The sequence below is a fragment of the Mucilaginibacter ginsenosidivorax genome (assembly GCF_007971525.1).
Lineage (GTDB): Bacteria > Bacteroidota > Bacteroidia > Sphingobacteriales > Sphingobacteriaceae > Mucilaginibacter > Mucilaginibacter ginsenosidivorax.
The window spans coordinates 296179-314446 of sequence record NZ_CP042437.1 but is presented as its reverse complement, the minus strand read 5'-3'; the positions used below and the strand labels follow the sequence as shown (position 1 = coordinate 314446).

At 46.5% G+C, this 18268-nt stretch carries 26 protein-coding genes; 13 read left to right on the top strand and 13 right to left on the bottom strand.

Annotated elements, in window-relative coordinates; all coding sequences use genetic code 11:
• Positions 1-14 precede the first annotated feature (14 nt).
• Positions 15-614: a Crp/Fnr family transcriptional regulator gene (locus FSB76_RS01410; RefSeq protein ID WP_147051826.1), complete on the bottom strand. Its 600-nt coding sequence runs from the start codon at positions 612-614 to the stop codon at positions 15-17.
• A 184-nt stretch (positions 615-798) separates the two neighbouring features.
• Between FSB76_RS01410 and FSB76_RS01405 the strand changes: the two genes are divergently transcribed.
• On the top strand, positions 799-1644 hold the full coding sequence (locus FSB76_RS01405) for an RteC domain-containing protein (protein WP_147051825.1): 846 nt from the start codon (positions 799-801) through the stop codon (positions 1642-1644).
• A gap of 316 nt (positions 1645-1960) precedes the next feature.
• On the opposite strand, the gene FSB76_RS01400 is transcribed toward FSB76_RS01405, so the two are convergent.
• Genes FSB76_RS01400 through FSB76_RS01390 form a run of 3 tightly spaced genes read right to left on the bottom strand, consistent with a single transcriptional unit; the run spans position 1961 to position 3317 of the window.
• Complete coding sequence (locus FSB76_RS01400) at positions 1961-2605, bottom strand: hypothetical protein (RefSeq protein ID WP_147051824.1); 645 nt, start codon at positions 2603-2605, stop codon at positions 1961-1963.
• 27 nt (positions 2606-2632) lie between these two features.
• Positions 2633-3049 (bottom strand): hypothetical protein, encoded by a 417-nt coding sequence (locus tag FSB76_RS01395; protein WP_147051823.1) that lies wholly within the window; start codon positions 3047-3049, stop codon positions 2633-2635.
• Positions 3042-3317, bottom strand: coding sequence for a hypothetical protein (locus FSB76_RS01390; protein WP_147051822.1), 276 nt, complete (start codon positions 3315-3317; stop codon positions 3042-3044). The genes FSB76_RS01395 and FSB76_RS01390 overlap by 8 nt, the downstream gene beginning before the upstream one ends.
• Before the next feature lie 201 nt (positions 3318-3518).
• Between FSB76_RS01390 and FSB76_RS32810 the strand changes: the two genes are divergently transcribed.
• Genes FSB76_RS32810 through FSB76_RS32800 form a run of 3 tightly spaced genes read left to right on the top strand, consistent with a single transcriptional unit; the run spans position 3519 to position 4435 of the window.
• Positions 3519-3893, top strand: coding sequence for a hypothetical protein (locus FSB76_RS32810; protein WP_317131365.1), 375 nt, complete (start codon positions 3519-3521; stop codon positions 3891-3893).
• A 54-nt stretch (positions 3894-3947) separates the two neighbouring features.
• A complete protein-coding gene (locus FSB76_RS32805; RefSeq protein WP_317131364.1) occupies positions 3948-4286 on the top strand; it encodes a hypothetical protein in 339 nt (112 codons plus the stop codon).
• Positions 4287-4291: 5 nt separating this feature from the next.
• On the top strand, positions 4292-4435 hold the full coding sequence (locus FSB76_RS32800) for a helix-turn-helix domain-containing protein (protein ID WP_317131378.1): 144 nt from the start codon (positions 4292-4294) through the stop codon (positions 4433-4435).
• A 106-nt stretch (positions 4436-4541) separates the two neighbouring features.
• On the opposite strand, the gene FSB76_RS01380 is transcribed toward FSB76_RS32800, so the two are convergent.
• Positions 4542-4934 (bottom strand): winged helix-turn-helix transcriptional regulator, encoded by a 393-nt coding sequence (locus FSB76_RS01380; protein WP_147051821.1) that lies wholly within the window; start codon positions 4932-4934, stop codon positions 4542-4544.
• A gap of 108 nt (positions 4935-5042) precedes the next feature.
• Here FSB76_RS01380 and FSB76_RS01375 point away from each other — a divergent pair, with 108 nt between their 5' ends.
• Entirely contained in the window at positions 5043-5642 is a 600-nt protein-coding gene (locus FSB76_RS01375; protein WP_147051820.1) for an FMN-dependent NADH-azoreductase, read from the top strand.
• An 89-nt stretch (positions 5643-5731) separates the two neighbouring features.
• Positions 5732-6025 carry a putative quinol monooxygenase gene (locus FSB76_RS01370; RefSeq protein WP_147051819.1) on the top strand — a complete coding sequence of 98 codons (294 nt, stop codon included), beginning with the start codon at positions 5732-5734 and terminating at the stop codon, positions 6023-6025.
• A 140-nt stretch (positions 6026-6165) separates the two neighbouring features.
• Here the strand turns inward: FSB76_RS01370 and FSB76_RS01365 are convergent, their stop codons facing one another.
• From FSB76_RS01365 to FSB76_RS01355, 3 genes are read right to left on the bottom strand one after another with little or no spacing between them, the layout of a single operon-like run.
• A complete protein-coding gene (locus FSB76_RS01365) occupies positions 6166-6924 on the bottom strand; it encodes an SDR family NAD(P)-dependent oxidoreductase (RefSeq protein WP_147051818.1) in 759 nt (252 codons plus the stop codon).
• A gap of 11 nt (positions 6925-6935) precedes the next feature.
• The gene (locus FSB76_RS01360) at positions 6936-7562 is read right to left on the bottom strand and encodes an NADPH-dependent F420 reductase (RefSeq protein ID WP_147051817.1); all 627 of its coding nucleotides are present in this window, start codon (positions 7560-7562) and stop codon (positions 6936-6938) included.
• 19 nt (positions 7563-7581) lie between these two features.
• A complete protein-coding gene (locus FSB76_RS01355; protein WP_147051816.1) occupies positions 7582-8334 on the bottom strand; it encodes a glucose 1-dehydrogenase in 753 nt (250 codons plus the stop codon).
• Between the two features lie 107 nt (positions 8335-8441).
• On the opposite strand from FSB76_RS01355, the gene FSB76_RS01350 reads away from it, so the two are divergent.
• Entirely contained in the window at positions 8442-8885 is a 444-nt protein-coding gene (locus tag FSB76_RS01350; RefSeq protein ID WP_147051815.1) for a winged helix-turn-helix transcriptional regulator, read from the top strand.
• A 143-nt stretch (positions 8886-9028) separates the two neighbouring features.
• Here the strand turns inward: FSB76_RS01350 and FSB76_RS01345 are convergent, their stop codons facing one another.
• From FSB76_RS01345 to FSB76_RS01330, 4 genes are all read right to left on the bottom strand, one after another.
• Entirely contained in the window at positions 9029-9658 is a 630-nt protein-coding gene (locus tag FSB76_RS01345) for a hypothetical protein (RefSeq protein ID WP_147051814.1), read from the bottom strand.
• A gap of 11 nt (positions 9659-9669) precedes the next feature.
• Positions 9670-10740, bottom strand: coding sequence for an alkene reductase (locus FSB76_RS01340; protein WP_147051813.1), 1071 nt, complete (start codon positions 10738-10740; stop codon positions 9670-9672).
• Between the two features lie 86 nt (positions 10741-10826).
• Entirely contained in the window at positions 10827-11810 is a 984-nt protein-coding gene (locus tag FSB76_RS01335) for a helix-turn-helix domain-containing protein (protein ID WP_147051812.1), read from the bottom strand.
• A 15-nt stretch (positions 11811-11825) separates the two neighbouring features.
• A complete protein-coding gene (locus FSB76_RS01330) occupies positions 11826-12824 on the bottom strand; it encodes a helix-turn-helix domain-containing protein (protein ID WP_147051811.1) in 999 nt (332 codons plus the stop codon).
• A gap of 200 nt (positions 12825-13024) precedes the next feature.
• Between FSB76_RS01330 and FSB76_RS01325 the strand changes: the two genes are divergently transcribed.
• The 5 genes from FSB76_RS01325 (at position 13025) to FSB76_RS01305 (ending at position 16932) form a co-directional block, all read left to right on the top strand.
• Positions 13025-13528, top strand: coding sequence for a cupin domain-containing protein (locus FSB76_RS01325; RefSeq protein ID WP_147051810.1), 504 nt, complete (start codon positions 13025-13027; stop codon positions 13526-13528).
• Between the two features lie 110 nt (positions 13529-13638).
• On the top strand, positions 13639-14544 hold the full coding sequence (locus tag FSB76_RS01320; protein WP_147051809.1) for an alpha/beta hydrolase: 906 nt from the start codon (positions 13639-13641) through the stop codon (positions 14542-14544).
• 2 nt (positions 14545-14546) lie between these two features.
• The gene (locus tag FSB76_RS01315) at positions 14547-15302 is read left to right on the top strand and encodes a pirin family protein (RefSeq protein ID WP_147051808.1); all 756 of its coding nucleotides are present in this window, start codon (positions 14547-14549) and stop codon (positions 15300-15302) included.
• A complete protein-coding gene (locus tag FSB76_RS01310; RefSeq protein WP_147051807.1) occupies positions 15299-16255 on the top strand; it encodes an NAD(P)-dependent alcohol dehydrogenase in 957 nt (318 codons plus the stop codon). The genes FSB76_RS01315 and FSB76_RS01310 overlap by 4 nt, the downstream gene beginning before the upstream one ends.
• Before the next feature lie 239 nt (positions 16256-16494).
• Complete coding sequence (locus tag FSB76_RS01305; RefSeq protein WP_147051806.1) at positions 16495-16932, top strand: DinB family protein; 438 nt, start codon at positions 16495-16497, stop codon at positions 16930-16932.
• 9 nt (positions 16933-16941) lie between these two features.
• On the opposite strand, the gene FSB76_RS01300 is transcribed toward FSB76_RS01305, so the two are convergent.
• Positions 16942-17331 (bottom strand): winged helix-turn-helix transcriptional regulator, encoded by a 390-nt coding sequence (locus FSB76_RS01300; RefSeq protein ID WP_147051805.1) that lies wholly within the window; start codon positions 17329-17331, stop codon positions 16942-16944.
• A gap of 137 nt (positions 17332-17468) precedes the next feature.
• Between FSB76_RS01300 and FSB76_RS01295 the strand changes: the two genes are divergently transcribed.
• Positions 17469-18266 (top strand): SDR family NAD(P)-dependent oxidoreductase, encoded by a 798-nt coding sequence (locus FSB76_RS01295; protein WP_147051804.1) that lies wholly within the window; start codon positions 17469-17471, stop codon positions 18264-18266.
• Positions 18267-18268: the final 2 nt, after the last annotated feature.

Here is an 18268-nt window from a genome sequence, read left to right as displayed (position 1 = left end):
TTAAACTAAGTATCTCATATCTTTCTTCCTGACCTGATCCTGCTTAAAGTTTCAAGAGCTATACCTAAAAAGGAAGCAATTTGCCCAAGTGAAGCTTTTTGCAGTATTCCTGGAAAGGAACCCAGTAAAAGTTGATAACGCTCGGCGGGCTTTTTGGTCCGGAGTATAATTGCTCGTTCTTCTGATTGTATATAATATCTTTCCGTAAACAGCCGTCCGTGAAGGTTGTATTCCGGGAATTCCTGGTAGATGTCCTGTAGTTTTTCATATCGCATACACAAAAGCACGCTGTCTTCAAGCAATTCAATATTTTCCAGCGCCGGGGCCTGGCGATAAAAACTATATACCGAAATCATAAGGTCATTTTCTGTCATAAACCAGGTGGTGTGTTCCTTCCCATCTTTATCATGGTAGAAGGCCCGGGCAGAACCCTTGCAAATGAAAAAGATTTGCTTCGCTATCTCACCTTCCTTTAGCAATAAATGCTTCTTCGGGAAAGTCTTTAGGGTAATGTATTCACCCATACGCTTTTGCAAAGGTGCAGAAAGCGGCGATATTGACGACAGTATCCGGAACAGTTGTTCCCCTTCCTCAAAATAATTGATGTTTTCCATACGAATTTGATTCTAATCAAACCGCCCGGAGTTTATAAGAATTAGATTTGGGTTAACAGATAATAAGTGAAAGTTAAATATAAAATATGATTAAAAGTAAAAATAATGTGAAATAGATTATTGATATGTAACTATTTAATACGTCACTTCCCTATAATAACAGGATATATTTAAATAATCAGGCATGAAAGAAAATATTAATGACATCGTTGCAGAGTTGTCTGCCACTTTTATTAATCAGGTAGAGGAACTGACGGAAAATGTTACAAATCAACGGCAAATCCTGGAGGAATTAATGATTCTTTCCCGCAATTCAATTGTCCAGTTGAACGCTTTAAAAGATGATTACCACTTTGAATCTGATAGGGAAAGGATCGAATTCTATAAAAATACTTGCCCTTCATTATATGCTGTATTCATTTTTCACGAAGAGAAGCTAATGATAGAGATAAATAAACCGGTTGATTTACCCGAATCGGTAAACGCTTATTACCGGAGAGAGATGGATGCGATTGAGCATTATTTCTCCCGTTACCGTTTTGAATATGAATATTATAGGAACGGATTTACAACACTTGATAGCGGGTTCTTTCTGAACAGGAGTATCGGGCCATCAACTATTGAGGGTAACGGCTATTATGCAAAACACATTCCGATGGAATATCATTTTGCGAAGTTCATGGCATTCGAACGCCTTCAAAAACATTTGATCCGTCAAATGTTAGCCCCCGGTGAGGTAGCGGATATTAATAAGGACGGGCAGGAGGGAGGCGAACGTTTGAAATGGACAGGCGATGTGGTTAACCTGGTTGAATTAATCTATGGAATATATTATACCGGTCAGATAAATAATGGAACGGCCACGCTTGCAGGAATCGTACGATGGTTTGAGCTCAACCTGGAAGTAAAGATCGGCAGGCCCCACCGGCATTTTATCGATATCACCAGACGAAAACGATTGTCAATTACAAAGTTTATGGATCAAATGCGATCCGCAATCCTCCAAAAAATCGATGATTCCTACAAATAATAGTATCAACATTCCCAATAAGGACGCTGGAGTATTGTTGCTTTTGATAGCGTAAACAAAGTGAAGTATATCGGGGCCCGAGCAGGCCGGCAAGCGTTTTGGTCATACCAAAACATGGCTTGCTTTCATACTTAGTGCTGGATTGTCAAGTACAAAAATAAATCGACATATACCTTTTATATTATACGTTTTTAAGGGGATCTTCCTTGTCAGTTTTTTGATTAAAAAGCTTTTTTATGTAATATTTCAAAATTCGACCGAGGGATATACGGATGTAATTACAATACAGCCCGCACCCGGTAAATATTGCATATACCTATGTTTTTTTCTTAAAACCGTCTAATATTTCTTTGGCATTTGCCCAAACCTTAGATCGCATCGCTTTGTGCTCCCGTGTGATTGGGACTTCCGTTGGTTCAATGCCTTCGTAGCCCACCCATTCGCCAACGTAATCAATACTAACTTCAAATTGGCGATTTCTTCCTTTGAAGTCGGCCGTTATATGAATAATCATAGGCGTACCTTTTTGGTGAAACTGGTAAGTCATGGCAGTAAAACGGTAGCCTTTTTTTACGAAATCTTCCACGAACTCATTGTTTCTTAAATTCTTACCAGTTAATATCGCTTGTGAAATATCAAAAAGTTTATCTTGTTCTTCAATTTCCTTTTCATCATTGTCTTTGTCAGCATCATCCAGCGTGGTCTTTTGAAGATTATTTTCATGCTTTATAAAAACGTGGGAAACTGTTTGTAAAAGCCAATCCTCTGGAAGTGCTTTTCGACCAAGCTGGTCAATAAAAGACACATTTTGATCTTTCGTAAGGGCCTTATAATCAATAGTTTCAAAAACAGCGTCATCCTCTCGTATGTAATCTTCAAATAACCTCCGTACGTGAGTCAGATCACTAGAACGCGAACAATCGACTTCAACCTTCCACATTCCGTCTTTGATTTTTTCCATGGCAAAACCAAAATTTACCTGTTCGTTTTACAAAAATTGAATACGACCCACTTTTGACTTATTGTATTCAACTTCACCCACATAAACATCTTCATCTTTTTCCGGCTTTCTTAAGGCGGTCAATATCAAATTATTATCAAAGGATGCGCTTTGTACGATATTATCATAAATTACTTTAAGATCGAAGTCTTCATATGAAGAGTTGACGATAAAACTTGATAAGGTTGCATTATCATCCTTTTGGAATGCTTCATTTCTCAAATTCTCGAGGTCCTCTTCTTCATAGAAAAAATTGCTTAGTTCTGCCGCCATCTCTTCGCTTTTGGCATTTGTTATAAATATGCCTCTGCCTTGCGCAAAAGTGTTGATAAATGGTCGGTCGAGTACTGAACTAAATACTTCTCTTAGTTCGTAGGCACTTGGGTATTTGTAATCGTTAGTCATGGTCGGGTTCTAATTTGGCTGGCAAATTCCTTAACTGTGTCATTTTCTTTAACTGGAAATCTATTTTAGGAAATAATTTCTCAATTTCCGGTTTGATTTTTCTTAATTCATCATTATTCTCGTAGTGATAAATCACCAACTTTTTATCTTCATCCACAAATTTTAATGCGAATAAAGCGCTACTCAAACGCTTAAAAGACGGCAAATTTACTTGACCGAAATAGAATAATACATTGTAAGTCGCAGTCGATGCTACATAACTTTCCATTAAAATAAATTTCGATAGAAAATAGTCAATGGTTAATTGCTCATTCCTACTAACCGGCCGGTTCCCATCTGTTGAGCCTGGGTAAAAATACCGTAAGATAACGGCTTGTTTACGCTGAAAACCAACGCATCCGACCTTGCTGGCTGATATTGAGAGTGGGGTGTATACCCAATAAAAAAAAATTTAAGTAAATTTAGTGTTATGAGCAACCCGCAGCTTTTCAAGTTTAAAACGATCACGGAATACCACCGGGCTGCGGGTCTGCCCAAGCCGGCACACCCGCAGATCAGTGTCATTCATATGGAGGACATGAAGCGGCCGCTTATCGAAGGGCCTTACAGGATCATTTATTACTTTTATTCGATCGCGATGAAAAGAATGCCTGGCGTAAAGTTCAAATACGGCCAGCAGGCGAGCGACTTTGATGAAGGTGTTTTGTTCTTTATGGCCCCGGGCCAGGTTTTTGGTGTTGAGTTGGAAAAGGGCGCGGTTCACCGGCCCGAAGGCTGGATGATCCTCATCCACCCGGACTTTTTATGGAATACGCCACTGCCTAAAACCATCAGGCAATATTAGTTCTTTTCCTATTCGGTTCACGAAGCGCTTTTCTTAGCTAATAAGGAGGAAAGCATGCTGAACAGCATCGCGCAAAACATCGAGCAGGAATACCAGGCCAATATCGATCGGTTCAGCGGAAGCGTGATCATCGCGCAACTGGAACTCCTGCTGACCTATTCGGAACGCTTTTACCAGCGCCAGTTCATCACCCGCAGGATCGCCAGTCACGAACTTTTGACGCGCCTGGAGGATGTATTAACCGGCTATTTCAACAGCGGTGCTTTAGCTAAACAGGGTTTACCCAGTGTTACCTATATCGCTGAAACATTACATATCTCACCGGGGTATTTAAGCGGCTTACTCAGATCGCTGACGGTCAAAGCACCCAGCAGCATTTGCATGATAAACTGATCTAACTGGTCAAGGAAAAGCTCTCGACAACGAACCTGTCGGTTAGCGAGAGCGCCTATGAGCTGGGCTTTGAGCTGCAATCCTTCAGCAAATTATTTAAGACCAAGACCAGCTTTTCGCCGCTGGAGTTCCGGCATTCGTTCAATTAGCTTATTTCGTGCAAAACGATTATATGGAAGTTTAATCAAACGAAATCACTGAATCATCGATCGCCAATGTGATCTATGTAGCTACAGCTCATCAGGGGCTTTACTTTTATATAGAAGCTTTCCGACTGGCCACGATACGCTGCCGGTGCTGGATACCCCATTCCTTCAGTTCATGCAGCACCTTTTTCAGGCTTTGACTGTAAGGCATCAGTTCATACGTGACGGTGACCGGCGTGGTCGGCAGTACGTGGCGCACCACGAATTCGTTCAACTCCAGTTCCTTTAATTCCTTGGTCAGTACCTTGGCGGTAATGTCGCCTAAAGTGCGCTGAATTTCTTTAAAACGCTTGGGCCCCTCCGTGAGCGCAAAGATCAGCGGTAGCTTCCACTTGCCGTTCAATACATATAAAGCATCCCGGATGCCGGTGACCCCTTCGCTGCAGGCATTCTGCGCACAGGGATGCTCCGCTCCGAGGCCATTGGTCAGATCTGTTTTCATGCAGCAAAGGTAAGCAGTATCCCAAACGATACCGGTATCCTTCGGGAAACTCGTATCTTTTTGATACCCCGGGCGGGTAGGTTTGCAGTGTTAAAAAAAACAGCACACATGAAAAAGATATTGCATATCATTGCCAGCCCCAAGGGCGAGAACTCTTTCAGCATCAGGCTGGGGAACGCGATCATTGACAAATTAAGAGCAGCCGACCCGGGCAGCACCGTTCAGGTACACGACCTGACCAAACACCCTTTTCCGCATCTGGAAGAAGCGACCCTGGCCGCATTTTACACGCCCGCTGCCGAACAAACTGCGGCGACCAGGGCAGCGCTGCAGCATTCTGATGATGCTATTGCAGAGCTGATGGCAGCGGACGTGATCGTAATTGGTACACCCTTGTGGAATTTTGGTATCCCGTCGGTACTGAAAGCCTGGATCGATCACATTGCCCGGGCAGGGATCACCTTTAATTATAGTGAGACCGGCGCCGAAGGCTTGGTAAAAGGTAAGACCGTGTATGTGGCGATGGCTTCGGGCGGGGTCTATTCCAGTGGCCCCTATCAGGTTTACGACTACGTACCGACCTATCTGAAAGGCGTATTGGGTTTTATGGGCATGACCGATCTCCATGTTTTCCGGGCAGAGGGACTGGCTTATCCCGGACAGGCTGAGGCAGCGCTGCAGCGCGGTATCAACGCTATTGCACTGTAGATAAAGTGCGGCCAAATCGTGGCACTATTCGTGTGGCATGAATAGCGGCGGTAAATGGCCGCCAATAACCTCCTGCTTAAAATAATCAAATGGAAAAATTAGCATTACTGGCCCGCCTGGAGGCCAAACCCGGTAAAGAACAGCAAGTTGCCGACTTGCTTAAAAGCGCTTTGCCCTTAGCGGAAGCCGAGCCAGGCACCATCCGCTGGTATGCATTGCAACTCGGTCCCTCCACTTTTGGCATATTCGACACATTTGCCGATGAAGCCGGCCGGGACGCACATTTAGGCGGCGAGATACCTAAAGCCTTAGCAGCTGTCGCGAATGATTTACTGGCCGTGCCACCGGTGATCGAAAAAGTAGATTTGCTGGCCATTAAATGAACCACAATAAAAAGGTCCCCGGCGATCATCTGGCGGGGGACCTTTTTATTTATACTTTATTTTAGGGCTTTTTGGCGCACGCATTTTTCAACAAAAAATCCCTGCCTCCGGGAGAAACAGGGATGCTGAAAGCGACCTATTTAAAAACCATACATACCGCCCGAAACGGAGATCTGCTCGCCGGTTATCCAGGCGGCATCATCGGAAGCAAGGAACACCGCCGCTTTGGCAATATCTTCCGGCTGGCCCCGGCGGCCAAGCGGCGTTTTCTCAATAAACATTTTTTCATAATCGCTGCCGGCTGTTACCCCCGCGGCGGTGGCGCCTTCGGTTTCCGTTGCGCCCGGTAAAATGGAATTGATACAAACGTTTTGAGTACCCAGTTCTTTCGACAAGGCGATGGTGAAGGCATCTAATGCCGCTTTCGTTGCAGAGTATAAGGAGGCTCCCGGCAGCGGCATTTTGCTGGCGCCGGAACTGATATTGATGACGTTGCCGCCTTTGTTGTCAAATAATTTCAAGGCCGCCTGGATCGTCAAGATCGGCCCTAAGACATTGACGTTGAAGCTCTGATGAAAAGCAGCTACTGATATACCTTCGATAGGTGCGTATCCCTGGGCAACCGCGTTGTTAACCAATATATCCAATCCGCCGAATGCTTTCGCTGTTTCTTCAAAAAGCCTGGTTACATCGGCTTCATTCGATACATCGGCCTGTACGGCGATGGCAGTGCCGCCATTGTCTGTAATTTCCTTCACCACTTTATCGGCGCTTTCTTTACTGGAGGCATAATTTACCACCACTTTTGCGCCTGCAGCTGCGAAATGTTTCGAGATAGCTGCACCTATTCCTTTTGAAGCACCGGTAACGACCGCTACTTTGTTTTTTAATCTGCTCATTGTTCTATTATTTAAGATTTGAATTTGACCAGGTCCTGAAAGATGAGGTGACCCCAGTTCTTTCCATGTGCCTGTACCAGCAGCTCGCCTTCCGAAAGGCCGCCCAATTTAACCGGTGCGAAACCGAGGTCTTCGGCCAGCGCAGCGATCTCCGCTGCGGCGCCCTCGTCGTCACTCGAAAGGAACACGACCCTCCGGCCACCGAGTACGGCAGGATCCTGCTCCAGAATGGCTGCACCCAAATGGTTGAAGCCCTTTACCAGTTTTGCATTGGTGAACGCCTGTGCCACGAATTTGGCCGAAGGCAGTCCGTTCATTTGCTCAGGCGGCACGCCGTAGGCGTTGGTCACATCGACGATAATTTTACCCTCCCAGGTGGGCAGCGCTTTGGCGACATCCGGGTGCGATTCAAAACGCACAGCCAAAAAGATAATGTCCGCTTTGACTGCGTCCGTTAGTGTGATGGGAATGATCTCCGGCCCGATCGCGGCCGCATCGGGTGCAAAGCTTTCCGGGTCGCGCGTGGTGGCCACTACTACTTTGATGCCCTTGCGGGCAAACGCTTTGGCCAGGGCCTGGCCGATCTTACCGAAGCCGATAATGGCGAAGGTTTTTGCTTTATTTTCTGAATTGCTCATTTTGAAAGTTTTTAAGAATTTATTTTGATAAATAGGTCATACCGCCATCCACCAGGATTTCGGCGCCCAGCATGAACGAAGAATCATCAGACGCCAGGAAGACAGCTGTTTTACCAATGTCGGATGGTTGCCCGATCCTGCCTATGGGCATTTGATCTGCAAAGTGTTTCTTGACAGCTTCCATTTGTTCTGCGGGAACAAACTTGTCAAATGCTGGGGTGTCCGTTGTACCTGGTGTGATGACATTTGCCCTGATCTTCCGGTCTAACAGGTCGCTGGAGAATCCTTTAGCTAAATAGATGACGGCCGCTTTCGCAGCGCCATAAAGCGTGAAATTCGCATAGGCCCGGTGTGCAGCATTTGACCCGATCAGAATGATCGAACCACCATCATTCATATGGGGCAGTGCTTTTTGTACCGTGAAGTAAACACTTTTCAGGTTCAGGTCAATGGCCTGGTCAAACGCAGCCTCGTCAAAGGTTGCCACGGTTCCTACCGCCCCGGCACCCGCATTGGCAACAACGACATCGATCTTCCCGAATTTTTCAGCAGTAGCGGCAAACACCCTTTGCAAATCGGCAACTTGGGTTACATCAGCGTTGATAGCGATGAAATTTTCGCCAAGCTGCGCCATGGCGCGATCCAGTGTTTCCTGGTTCCGGCCGACGATAACTCCCTTTGCACCTTCGTTCCTGAATTCCAATGCAATGCCCAATCCGATACCGCTGTTACCGCCCGTGATCACGGATACTTTATTTGTTAATCTGCTCATTTTTAATTTAATATTGAATTTGTTTCGCAAAGTTACTATCAATAGTTTACTTTTGTAACTATTGTGGTTGAATCTGGTTACCGAGGGGTAACCACAAATTTTTAAATATGAGAGACGAGCGATTTTGCGCATCGAATTGCCCCTTTACGCGGGCCATCGGAACCATTGGTAATAAATGGAAACCGATCATCATCAATGTGATCGGCACCCGTACCGTTCGTTTTGGACAGATGGACTCCATTATACCGATTATCTCCAGAAAGGTGCTGGCCGAACAACTCAAAGAGTTGGAAGAAGACGGGCTGCTGGAAAGAATGGCCTATAAGGAACTCCCGCCAAGGGTAGAGTATAAATTGTCTGAAAAAGGGCTGGCATTTTTGCCTATTTTAGATAGTATAAAAGAATGGAACTGCAAATATGAGGTAACGCCGCTGACCGAAGCGCCTGGTCAAAAAAGTCGGATAACCTATGCGGCAGACTTGATCGATCGAAAAACTTTCGTGCCGAAAAAAATAGCAAAAGTGGCGACCGATGCCGTGATCAAAGACTAAAGACATTGATTGAAAGGAAAATACCACGAAACCATGCCGAACGAGCCGCACGAAGCGCCGGTTCAGCCGGCGATCTCACCTGATCAGACCGGATCTGAACAAAACCGGACGCAAGTTTAAGCGATGAGGCGCAGGAGGCCACTTTACTTTCTCCTGGTGTATTCGTACCGGTGCGCAAGCCAGCTTTTGCCGCTGCCGTCAGCCAAAATAAAATGCTGTTCTTTGATCACGTGGTCAGGGTCTTCAAAGTTGATGGTTTCGTCCATTCTCAGCATTTGACCAGTAACTGACGATCCCTTACCGGCGAGCGGAAATGGGTCAAATATGAGCCTGATCTTACCTGCTTGACCGCGGTCGAAACTTGCGGCAGGCATTAGCCCGACCGGAACCCTGATATCCATGGAAACGGATCTCCAGCGGCCCTCGATCCTGTTAAAACTCATATATTCTATCCTTTCTACAGGAGCGTTGGCTGTTCCCGGTGCTGCGTACATAAATTCCTGTAAAACAGAACCTATCATTTGCCGTCGGGCAACTAACCTGGTGTTGTAAACAGGTCTTGCTGCAGGAGAACTCCATATGGTTTCCTTTACATCAAAGTTTCCTTCCCATAACTTCAATGCAGCGTTTTCCGCTCCAAGGGAGTTTACCGATTGCTCAGCCACTGACAATTGTTGCGCATGAACATTCCCTACTAAAAATACCGGTAGTATGATAGTCAGCATGAGTGCCCGCAAATAAGCAACCATATGCTCTTTTTTAATTTTTTTCATGATTTTAAGGATTAATTGAATAAAACCGGGTAATCGGTATAACCTTTAGCTCCGGGCGTATATAAGGTGCTGAAATCAGGCGCGTTTAGTTCCGCTCCGTTAATGATGCGTTGTTCCAAATCCGGATTGGCTAAAAATGGCCTGCCGAAAGCAATAAGGTCCGCATCCCCTTTATCTAATTCAGCTTCCGCTTTTTCGGCAGTAAAGGTGTTACAATAAATGATCGTCCCTTCAAATTCGGTCCGGATTGCCGCCAAGGTTTGTGCGAGTACCTGCGGATTAATACTGATGTGAATATAAGCGAGCCCGATTCGGTTAAATTCCCTGCTTAAATGAATGTAGGTTTCTTCAGTAGCATCGGCATCATAAGCCTGCAGGTCACCAAGCGTTGAGTTAGGTGATAGCCGTACCCCAACTTTTTCTTTGCCGATGGCGTCCGCTACTTTTTGCGCCACTTCTATTGCAAACCTGCTTCTGTTTTCGATACTGCCGCCATACACATCCGTACGGTCGTTTACATTGGGATTCAGGAACTGCTCAATAAGATAGCAGTTTGCCGCGTGTAATTCCACACCATCAAACCCAGCAGCCATGGCGTTCTTCGCGGCTGTTACATAGCCGCTGATCACCTGCTGTACACCATCCGTAGATAAGGCTACCGGAACCGGGTAATCCTGCATACCCATCGTATCGGTATACATTTGCCCTGCCGCGGCTATCGCGGAAGCACCTACCACCTTTGCGCCTTCAGGCAGGTTTGCCTGGTGGCCGATGCGGCCGGTATGCATTAACTGCAAAAATATCTTGCTATCGTTTTGGTGTACGGCGGTTGTGGTTAATTTCCAGCCTTCCATTTGTTCCGGTGAAAAGATGCCCGGAATACGGGCGTAACCTAAAGCTTCCGGTGCAGGTGCAGTGCCTTCGGTAATCATCAAACCTGCGCCCTTACGCTGGCTGTAATATTCCGCCATCAGCGCGTTGGGTATATTGCCGATAGCGCGGCTGCGGGTCATAGGGGCCATCACCAAATGATTCTTCAAATTCAGGGATGGGCTATTGTAGGGCATGAGTAACTTTTTCATATCGTTTATTTTTTTTAAAAAAATGATATGTCAAAGGTCGCCAGGCAGCCAGATTTAAAATAGCGCCCTTCGCCTGAAAAATAGTCCTATCCGCCTGATGCGTATTTTTTGGGCTTTTGCTGATGGTGCCGCTCGAATAAACGGGTAAAATGACTTAAATTGCTAAAGCCCAAAGCGTAACCAGCCTCGCTTACGGAATAGCGCTTATACCGCAGCAGGTAGGCCGCTTCTTCCATCCGGGCCGTTTGATAATAATTATAAATGCTGTCGCCGAATACCTGCCGGAACAGATCTTTCATTTTGGTTTCGCTCAGACCCCCTAATTCAGCCAGGTCGGGGAGGCTGGGCGGTTGACTAAGATCGCCGAGTATGGCTTTGCGGATCATGGCCAGTTTTTCTGCATCCGCTTTGTTAACGGGGCTATGTCCCGTGGACTGACGGTTTTGTAGTTTAGTAAAGACAGCGTAGAGCAGCGTTTCCGCCTTAAGCCGGTAATAGAAGGCTGCAAGTCCATTCGCTGCCTGTGGCTCCGAAAGTTCTTTGAGGGGCATTTGTGTTTCCGTTCCCATGCTTTCGTAAAAAAGAAAGGATTCTTTGGGGTTTACAATGGCATTGATCAATTTGCCAGGCTGCCTAAGTTCCAGTAACGTTTTCAGGCGGGAAATACTGATCCCGAGTACGGTGTAATAGATCTCGGAATTAGCTTGAAAAGTAACTACTGAATCCAGGTTATTGGATGCAATTTGGATGGCCATATCGTTATAGCGACTGAAACTCCGTTGTTCCTCATCATCCGCTACCATGCTAACCGGCTCGTCATTGTTATAGAACATGACACTTATGAAGCTTGCCGGTTCTGTAGAACCTATCCGTTTTAAGACAAGTTCCTGTTTCAGTCTATACCGGTGTATCAACAAGCGGAAGTCATCATTCAGATCGATCCGGCGTACAAACCCCTCGCCGAGTGAGGAAGGGATCTGTAGTTCATTATTAACCACAGGTACATTCAAAACCGCTGCAAAGGCCGTCAAAAAATTAAACTGCGGATGGGTAATGAACTCGATTAACATGGGTCGATGTTTAAGTTACGACTTTAATGCGCTTTTAAATTGTTTAGGCTTTAGCTGGTGATGCCGTTCAAATAACCGGGAAAAATGGCTAAGATTGGTAAAACCCAGTTTATAGGCGGTTTCAGATACGGACAGGCTGCTCAGCAGGCTGGCGGCCTGGATCATTCTCATGGTCTGATAGTAGTTATGAACGCTTTGTCCAAAGATCTGCATGAAGAGCTTTTGTAATTTTGTTAAACCTAATCCGGACAGATCAGCAAGTTCCGATAGCAGCGGACAACTGCTCAAATTCTTCAGTATCGCTAAACGGACAAGGTAGATCTTCTCAGCGTCTTCCCGTTTAATGTTGACCGGTGCGATGACCGGGCGTTTTACCAGGTTTCTGAAAAGATGATAGATCAGCTCCTGCACTTTGGTCTGGTAAAGCAACATGGGCAGTTCCGTAGCGTCATTGATCCGGATGATTTGCCTGATGATATGATCCATTTCGGGAAGAATAACGTCATGAATAACAAAGGACGGCTGGGTTTTGACCAGGTCCGTAACGGAAGCGCGGCTTTCGGACCGGAGCAACCTGTTCAAATTGCTGCGCGAAGTGCCGATGACCAACAAGTTGATGGGCCGGCCTGCAGGTATCCTTAGTTCCGTATTGAAGTTACACGTTCCGACCTCTACTTCAAACGCGGTTAACTCCATAAAGAAGGGATTATGTTGTTGCTGACTGTATTTGGACAGGAATTTAGACCGGTCAAATTTTAACGTAATGCTTTCGGTGCTGACGATCGCCTTCCGCCGGAGCACAAGGTCCTGGTTCAATTGATAATTATGGATAAACAGGGCCATGCCATCCAGGCTGATGTGCTGAATATAACCGTCCCCCAACCACGCTGGCAGCTTTACTTTATCGCCCTCGACGGTCGTGCTGAAGTGTTCAGCGAACGCGGTCAGAAAATGAAAGTTTTTGATGACTTGAAATTCAAATTCAACAGCCTTCAAAGCTTCGGTTTTTACCATTTTTTTAAATCATGCGTCGTTAATAGGATGGAAAATAACATAAATATATTTAACCAATGTATCGATTTGCGGTTGATAGGACTATTTTTTAAAAACCCCGCCCGATAGCAACTTTTTCGACTATTGTTTTTTATCAGCCAAGCTTTTTGCATAAGCTAAATTTGAAATAAACACAGCTAACTATCAAAAACACTACAATTATGGAAAATTCAAAACCATCGCCGATAACCATTGATCCCAATGGCGGAGAGATCTTATCTATCGTAGGCGATAACTATCGCGTATTGGTCTCGGGCAAGCAAACCAATGGGGCTTTTGCTACAATCGACATGCTGGTACCTCCACAGAGTGGCCCAGGTCCTCATTCGCATGCTGGTTTTTATGAATCTTTTTATATCGTCGATGGCGAGGTGGAGGTTCATTCTGAAGCCGGCACTTACACCGCTATGAAAGGTTCCTTCGTGGTCATCCCCGAAGGCGGTGTAGTGCATTACTTTAAAAATGTAAGCGACAAATTAGCGCATTTACTTTGTACTGTGGTACCTGCCGGGTTGGAAGAGTTTTTTGAAGAGATTGGTGAACCTGTAGCTGCCGGTGAATTCCTTCCTCCGCCGCCAATGACGCCGGATGCAGTTAAAAAACTACAGGCCATTGCGGAAAAACATGGGCAGGTTGTTTATCCGCCCGACTTTCTGGATAAGTAAAGATTGGACGCTTTTATGCTTGGGCGGATCGGACTATTTTTCGGGCGTGGCGCGCTATTTTAAATTTGGCGCCCTGCGGAGATTTGACCTATCATTTAAAACATACAAAAATGGCACTTTCCGAAGAAGTATTACAAACGATAGCCGATGCAAAGGCGCACGGCTTTGATAAATTAAACCTGTTACCGCCGCAACAAACCAGGGACCTGATGAAACAGGCTCCGGCAAACCCTAACCGTACAGCGGTTGGCCAGGTGATCAATACGGTTATTGAAAAAGACCAGATCCCCGTAAGGATATATATTCCCAAAGGTGATGGCCCTTTCCCGGTGATCAGCTATTTTCATGGTGGGGGTTTCGTGCTCCTGAGTTTAGATACACATGACGAGATCTGCCGGCAGTTGTGCGTTAATACCAATGCAGTGGTAATGTCAGTAGACTATAAACTGGCACCGGAGCATCCATACCCCCAAGGGCCTGAAAGCGCGGTCGCCGCTACACTTTGGATGATCGAAAACGCAAAAAATTATAACGGTATTGCCGAACGAATGGCTGTTGCAGGCGACAGCGCCGGAGGATATATGGCTATTTGGGTGGCACAAAAACTGGCTGCCCAAGGAATTGCGCTCAAGGCCCAGTTTGCCACTTACCCCGTAACCGATCACTATTCCGCACACCATGCTTCTTGGGAAGAAAACAAGGAAGGCTATGTGCTGACCGCTGAAATGATGAGATGGTTTTGGGACAATTACCTGACCGATCCCGCTAAATTCGATGAAGCATCACCATTAAGGGCAGCACACCTTTCAGGTTTGCCACCGGCACTGATCATGACGGCTAACTATGACCCCCTGAGAGACGAAGGAAAAGCCTATGCGGATAGACTGCAAATAGCTGGCGTTCCTACGATCTATCAAAATTACGAGAACGTTCACGGATTTTTCGGGATGGGTTCGATGGGCCAACAGGCCATGCAGGAAGCCAGCAACTTTTTAAAGGAGAAATTAAACAGTTAACCATGTTACAAGTCATTTCAAACCAGCAAAAGATCAGCAAGAAAAACGGCGGCTTTGGTATCGAGATACTTTTTCCCGGTAAAGCAATTGGACCCGAAGATTCAGGTATCGGTACCATTGGCAGGATCGACCAGGCCACTGTTACCCCCGGCACGCTGGTACCTATGCACCCGCACCAGGATGATGAGATACTTACCTATCTGAGAAGCGGGGTTGTTGAACATAAGGACACGGAGGGGAACAAAGAGATCATTACCAATAAAAGATTGATGATGATGAACGCCGGCGCTAAATTCCAGCATGAAGAGCTGGTTTTGCCGGAGGGTGGCGTACTCAATGCCTTACAGATATTTATCCGGCCGGCAACCGGTGGCCTGAGGCCGCAGGTACAGTTTCATGAGTTTCCGGATGCGATAAGCCCGAATGATTGGCGGGCAGTCGCCGGTAAGGGCGATGGTTTTCCTTTGCAGATCAGGAGCAATACCTGGATCTATGACATGAGATTAGAACAGGGAAATCAGCGATCGCAGCCGGTGTTGCCCATCAGCAGCGCCACCTGCCTGGTGTATGTATTCGACGGATCGCTTACGGTCAACAAAAACATCATTATCCAAAAAGGAGAAAGCCTGGTGGTTGAAAATGAGGAGATCCTGCTTCACGCTGCCGGGGATTGCAATATCGTACTATTTATAACTGATCTTAGTGCACCGGCATTTAAACAGGGCATGTACAGTGGTAACATCAACAGAACAAAATGAAAAAGCTCATATATTCAAAATTCGGGGGACCGGAAGTATTGCAAATTGCAGAGGTCCCAATCCCGGCCATTCAGGAAACAAGCGTGCTGATCAAAGTAAAAGCAGTGTCCATTAATCCGCTGGACTGGAAAATACGCAATGGCGAAATGAAACTAATGTCCGGAAGTAAATTTCCAAAAGGCATAGGTATTGATTTTTCCGGCATCGTGGAAGAAACCGGCACGGCAGTAACGCAATACAAAAAAGGTGACGAGGTATTCGGTATACTGGATGTATTTAAAGGGGAAGCCTTGTCTGAATATGTTATTGCCAAAGAAAAAGATATAGTCATTAAGCCTCAAAATGTTTCATTTGAGCAGGCTGCGGCCATGGCCGTTGTAGGTTCTGCTGCCTTGCAGATATTCAACACGTTGGTAGACCTGAAAAAAGGCACCGAAGTTTTGATCAATGGTGCTTCGGGTGGTATTGGCATGTTCGCTACCCAGATCGCAAAAAGGAAGGGCGCCATAGTTACCGCGGTAGTTGGCGATAGTGGCATACAGGCGGTTAAAGATTGGGGTGCCGACTTTGTGATCAACTACAATAAGGAAGATGTTTTAAAAGGGAACAAACCATATGATGTGGTTATTGACCTGTCAGGCAAAATTCCTTTTAGCAAAGCCAAACAGATCATGAAGCATTCGTCCGCTTATGTACACACCGCCCCCGGGCCAAAAGAGATCATCAGCTCATTCTTCATCAATTTGTTTTCACATAAGAAATATAAGCTGCTCATGCTTAAACCCTCGCCGGGATACCTGGCCGAACTTAGAGGCTATGCAGAGCAAGGGATCGGGATCGTGGTCAGTAAGATCTATCCATTCCATTCATTTAAAAAAGCCTATACCGAAGTACCCCATGGAAAGTTTATCGGTAAAGCAGTAATTACCATGGATGATTTAAAAAATAAATAATGCCGCAGAAGACAAGGTGAACCGGGTAAAACTGGTCATCGGGATCATCCTGAGCGCTGTACTTTCATTGATCTGTCGGTTATTACCATACCGTACAAGTTCATCATCCGTATATTTTCGGTGTTTGGTCTGATGGTTTTCTGGACTTAGCGGATAAAAAGATCCATGGCTCTTTCGCGAAAAAATGGGCGGCCCTTTTTTTGATCGATTTATCGTATCATTACTTTAAAATTTAGTTTATGGGAATTGATTTTGCCGAATTATACCGCCGCGATATTTTGAAGTTGAAAGAGGAGATCGGGCAATTTAAAACGGAAGCCTATCTCTGGCGCAAAGTGGACGGGATCAACAATCCGGCAGGGAATCTGGCGCTGCACATCATCGGCGGCCTGAACTACCTGGTGGGCACCTTGATCGGCCATACCGGCTATGTCCGGGATCGCGAAAAAGAGTTTTCGGCCAGGGATGTATCCCAGGAACAGCTGATCACGGGCTTGGATGAACTGGCGGTCATAGTTCACCGGGTACTCTCCGGATTGTCGGCGGATGAATTTGGCGCCGATTATCCGCTGGATTTTTTAGGCAAAAATTCCGTTCATTTCTATATGCTCAATTTTTACGGGCACCTCAATTATCACCTGGGGCAGGTCAATTATCTGCGCAGGATATTGGGATGAATCAAAGGTTTAGCTTGCAGCTAAAGTCACCCTCCCATAGCGTTCGCGCGCGGCCTTGATCGCCGGCATATGTGCGTTCGCCCAATCGTATAAGGTCATGAGCGGCGGGACCAGGCTTTCACCGAGCGTAGTCAGGGTATATTCTACTTTAGGCGGGATCTGCGGGTACATTTTCCGCTCCAGCAGTCCGTCAGCTTCCAGCGTTTTAAGCGTGACCGTCAGCATTCTTTGGGAAATGCCGTCGATAAGCCCGTGCAGTTCATTAAATCGAAGGGTGCCGTGATCGGAGAGCATAATGACGGTCAACATGGACCATTTGTCGCCCACCCGGTTCAGAACATCCTTTACCGGGCAGTCGTCGCGGTCATTTTCACATTTTCTCAAAATTTCTTTTTTCATAATATTTTGATATCCAGCAATAGTTACTTCTGTGTAAGTGACTGACAGATAAGTGCCTTCTTGTTTGATCGCCAGCCTGCGCGTACCTTTGACTTACTAAAAGTAACTTAATACACAAAAGTAATAAAAAGAATCATATGGATTTACAACTGAAAGGTAAAAGAGTGTTGGTGACCGGCTCCAGTGCCGGCCTGGGCGAAGCCACGGCCCGCTTGTTGGCGGCTGAAGGTGCCGAGGTGATCGTGCATGGCCGTAATCAGGAACGTGGTGCTGCGGTGGCAGAAAGCATCAACCAAAGCGGCGGAAAGGCCAGCTATGTATTGGGCGACTTGTCGACCGACGCAGGTGCGGATGCGGTAGCTGCCGGCGCCTTGGCTGGCGGTCCGGTAGCGATACTGGTCAATAATGCCGGCGCTTACCAGCCGAGACCCTGGCTGCAGGTAAGCGTGAATGACTGGCAGGATAGCTACAATGTTAATGTGCTGGCCTACGTAAGGATGATCCACCGCTTGTTGCCGGCCATGAAAACGCTGGGCTGGGGACGGGTGATCCAGATCGGCTCTTCAGGCGGGATCGAGCCGTTCGCTCTCCAACCGGATTACCTCGCGGCTACTGCTGCGCGACATAACCTGACGGTCTCGCTGGCCAGGGAGTTGAAGGGTACCGGAATCACATCTAATACCGTGGCGCCCGGGCCTATGCTGGTGGAGAATACGCGCCAGATGCTGCTGGGCATGGCCGGGCAGTTCGGCTGGGGTAACGATTGGGCCGACATCGAACGCAATGCGGTGGAGCAATTTGTGCAGAATGACGTTGGACGTTTCGGCAAACCGGAAGAAGTCGCTGCGGCGGTTGCCTTTCTCACCAGCCCCCTGGCAGATTATATCACCGGTGCGCTCCTGCGTGTCGATGGTGGACATACTAAATCTGTTTAAGT

Bases quoted from the DNA above. Each gene is read 5' to 3' on its own strand.
- FSB76_RS01410 (WP_147051826.1), bottom strand. From the start codon at position 614: ATGGAAAACATCAATTATTTTGAGGAAGGGGAACAACTGTTCCGGATA.
- FSB76_RS01405 (WP_147051825.1), top strand. From the start codon at position 799: ATGAAAGAAAATATTAATGACATCGTTGCAGAGTTGTCTGCCACTTTT.
- FSB76_RS01400 (WP_147051824.1), bottom strand. From the start codon at position 2,605: ATGGAAAAAATCAAAGACGGAATGTGGAAGGTTGAAGTCGATTGTTCG.
- FSB76_RS01395 (WP_147051823.1), bottom strand. From the start codon at position 3,049: ATGACTAACGATTACAAATACCCAAGTGCCTACGAACTAAGAGAAGTA.
- FSB76_RS01390 (WP_147051822.1), bottom strand. From the start codon at position 3,317: ATGGAAAGTTATGTAGCATCGACTGCGACTTACAATGTATTATTCTAT.
- FSB76_RS32810 (WP_317131365.1), top strand. From the start codon at position 3,519: ATGAGCAACCCGCAGCTTTTCAAGTTTAAAACGATCACGGAATACCAC.
- FSB76_RS32805 (WP_317131364.1), top strand. From the start codon at position 3,948: ATGCTGAACAGCATCGCGCAAAACATCGAGCAGGAATACCAGGCCAAT.
- FSB76_RS01380 (WP_147051821.1), bottom strand. From the start codon at position 4,934: ATGAAAACAGATCTGACCAATGGCCTCGGAGCGGAGCATCCCTGTGCG.
- FSB76_RS01375 (WP_147051820.1), top strand. From the start codon at position 5,043: ATGAAAAAGATATTGCATATCATTGCCAGCCCCAAGGGCGAGAACTCT.
- FSB76_RS01370 (WP_147051819.1), top strand. From the start codon at position 5,732: ATGGAAAAATTAGCATTACTGGCCCGCCTGGAGGCCAAACCCGGTAAA.
- FSB76_RS01365 (WP_147051818.1), bottom strand. From the start codon at position 6,924: ATGAGCAGATTAAAAAACAAAGTAGCGGTCGTTACCGGTGCTTCAAAA.
- FSB76_RS01360 (WP_147051817.1), bottom strand. From the start codon at position 7,562: ATGAGCAATTCAGAAAATAAAGCAAAAACCTTCGCCATTATCGGCTTC.
- FSB76_RS01355 (WP_147051816.1), bottom strand. From the start codon at position 8,334: ATGAGCAGATTAACAAATAAAGTATCCGTGATCACGGGCGGTAACAGC.
- FSB76_RS01350 (WP_147051815.1), top strand. From the start codon at position 8,442: ATGAGAGACGAGCGATTTTGCGCATCGAATTGCCCCTTTACGCGGGCC.
- FSB76_RS01345 (WP_147051814.1), bottom strand. From the start codon at position 9,658: ATGAAAAAAATTAAAAAAGAGCATATGGTTGCTTATTTGCGGGCACTC.
- FSB76_RS01340 (WP_147051813.1), bottom strand. From the start codon at position 10,740: ATGAAAAAGTTACTCATGCCCTACAATAGCCCATCCCTGAATTTGAAG.
- FSB76_RS01335 (WP_147051812.1), bottom strand. From the start codon at position 11,810: ATGTTAATCGAGTTCATTACCCATCCGCAGTTTAATTTTTTGACGGCC.
- FSB76_RS01330 (WP_147051811.1), bottom strand. From the start codon at position 12,824: ATGGTAAAAACCGAAGCTTTGAAGGCTGTTGAATTTGAATTTCAAGTC.
- FSB76_RS01325 (WP_147051810.1), top strand. From the start codon at position 13,025: ATGGAAAATTCAAAACCATCGCCGATAACCATTGATCCCAATGGCGGA.
- FSB76_RS01320 (WP_147051809.1), top strand. From the start codon at position 13,639: ATGGCACTTTCCGAAGAAGTATTACAAACGATAGCCGATGCAAAGGCG.
- FSB76_RS01315 (WP_147051808.1), top strand. From the start codon at position 14,547: ATGTTACAAGTCATTTCAAACCAGCAAAAGATCAGCAAGAAAAACGGC.
- FSB76_RS01310 (WP_147051807.1), top strand. From the start codon at position 15,299: ATGAAAAAGCTCATATATTCAAAATTCGGGGGACCGGAAGTATTGCAA.
- FSB76_RS01305 (WP_147051806.1), top strand. From the start codon at position 16,495: ATGGGAATTGATTTTGCCGAATTATACCGCCGCGATATTTTGAAGTTG.
- FSB76_RS01300 (WP_147051805.1), bottom strand. From the start codon at position 17,331: ATGAAAAAAGAAATTTTGAGAAAATGTGAAAATGACCGCGACGACTGC.
- FSB76_RS01295 (WP_147051804.1), top strand. From the start codon at position 17,469: ATGGATTTACAACTGAAAGGTAAAAGAGTGTTGGTGACCGGCTCCAGT.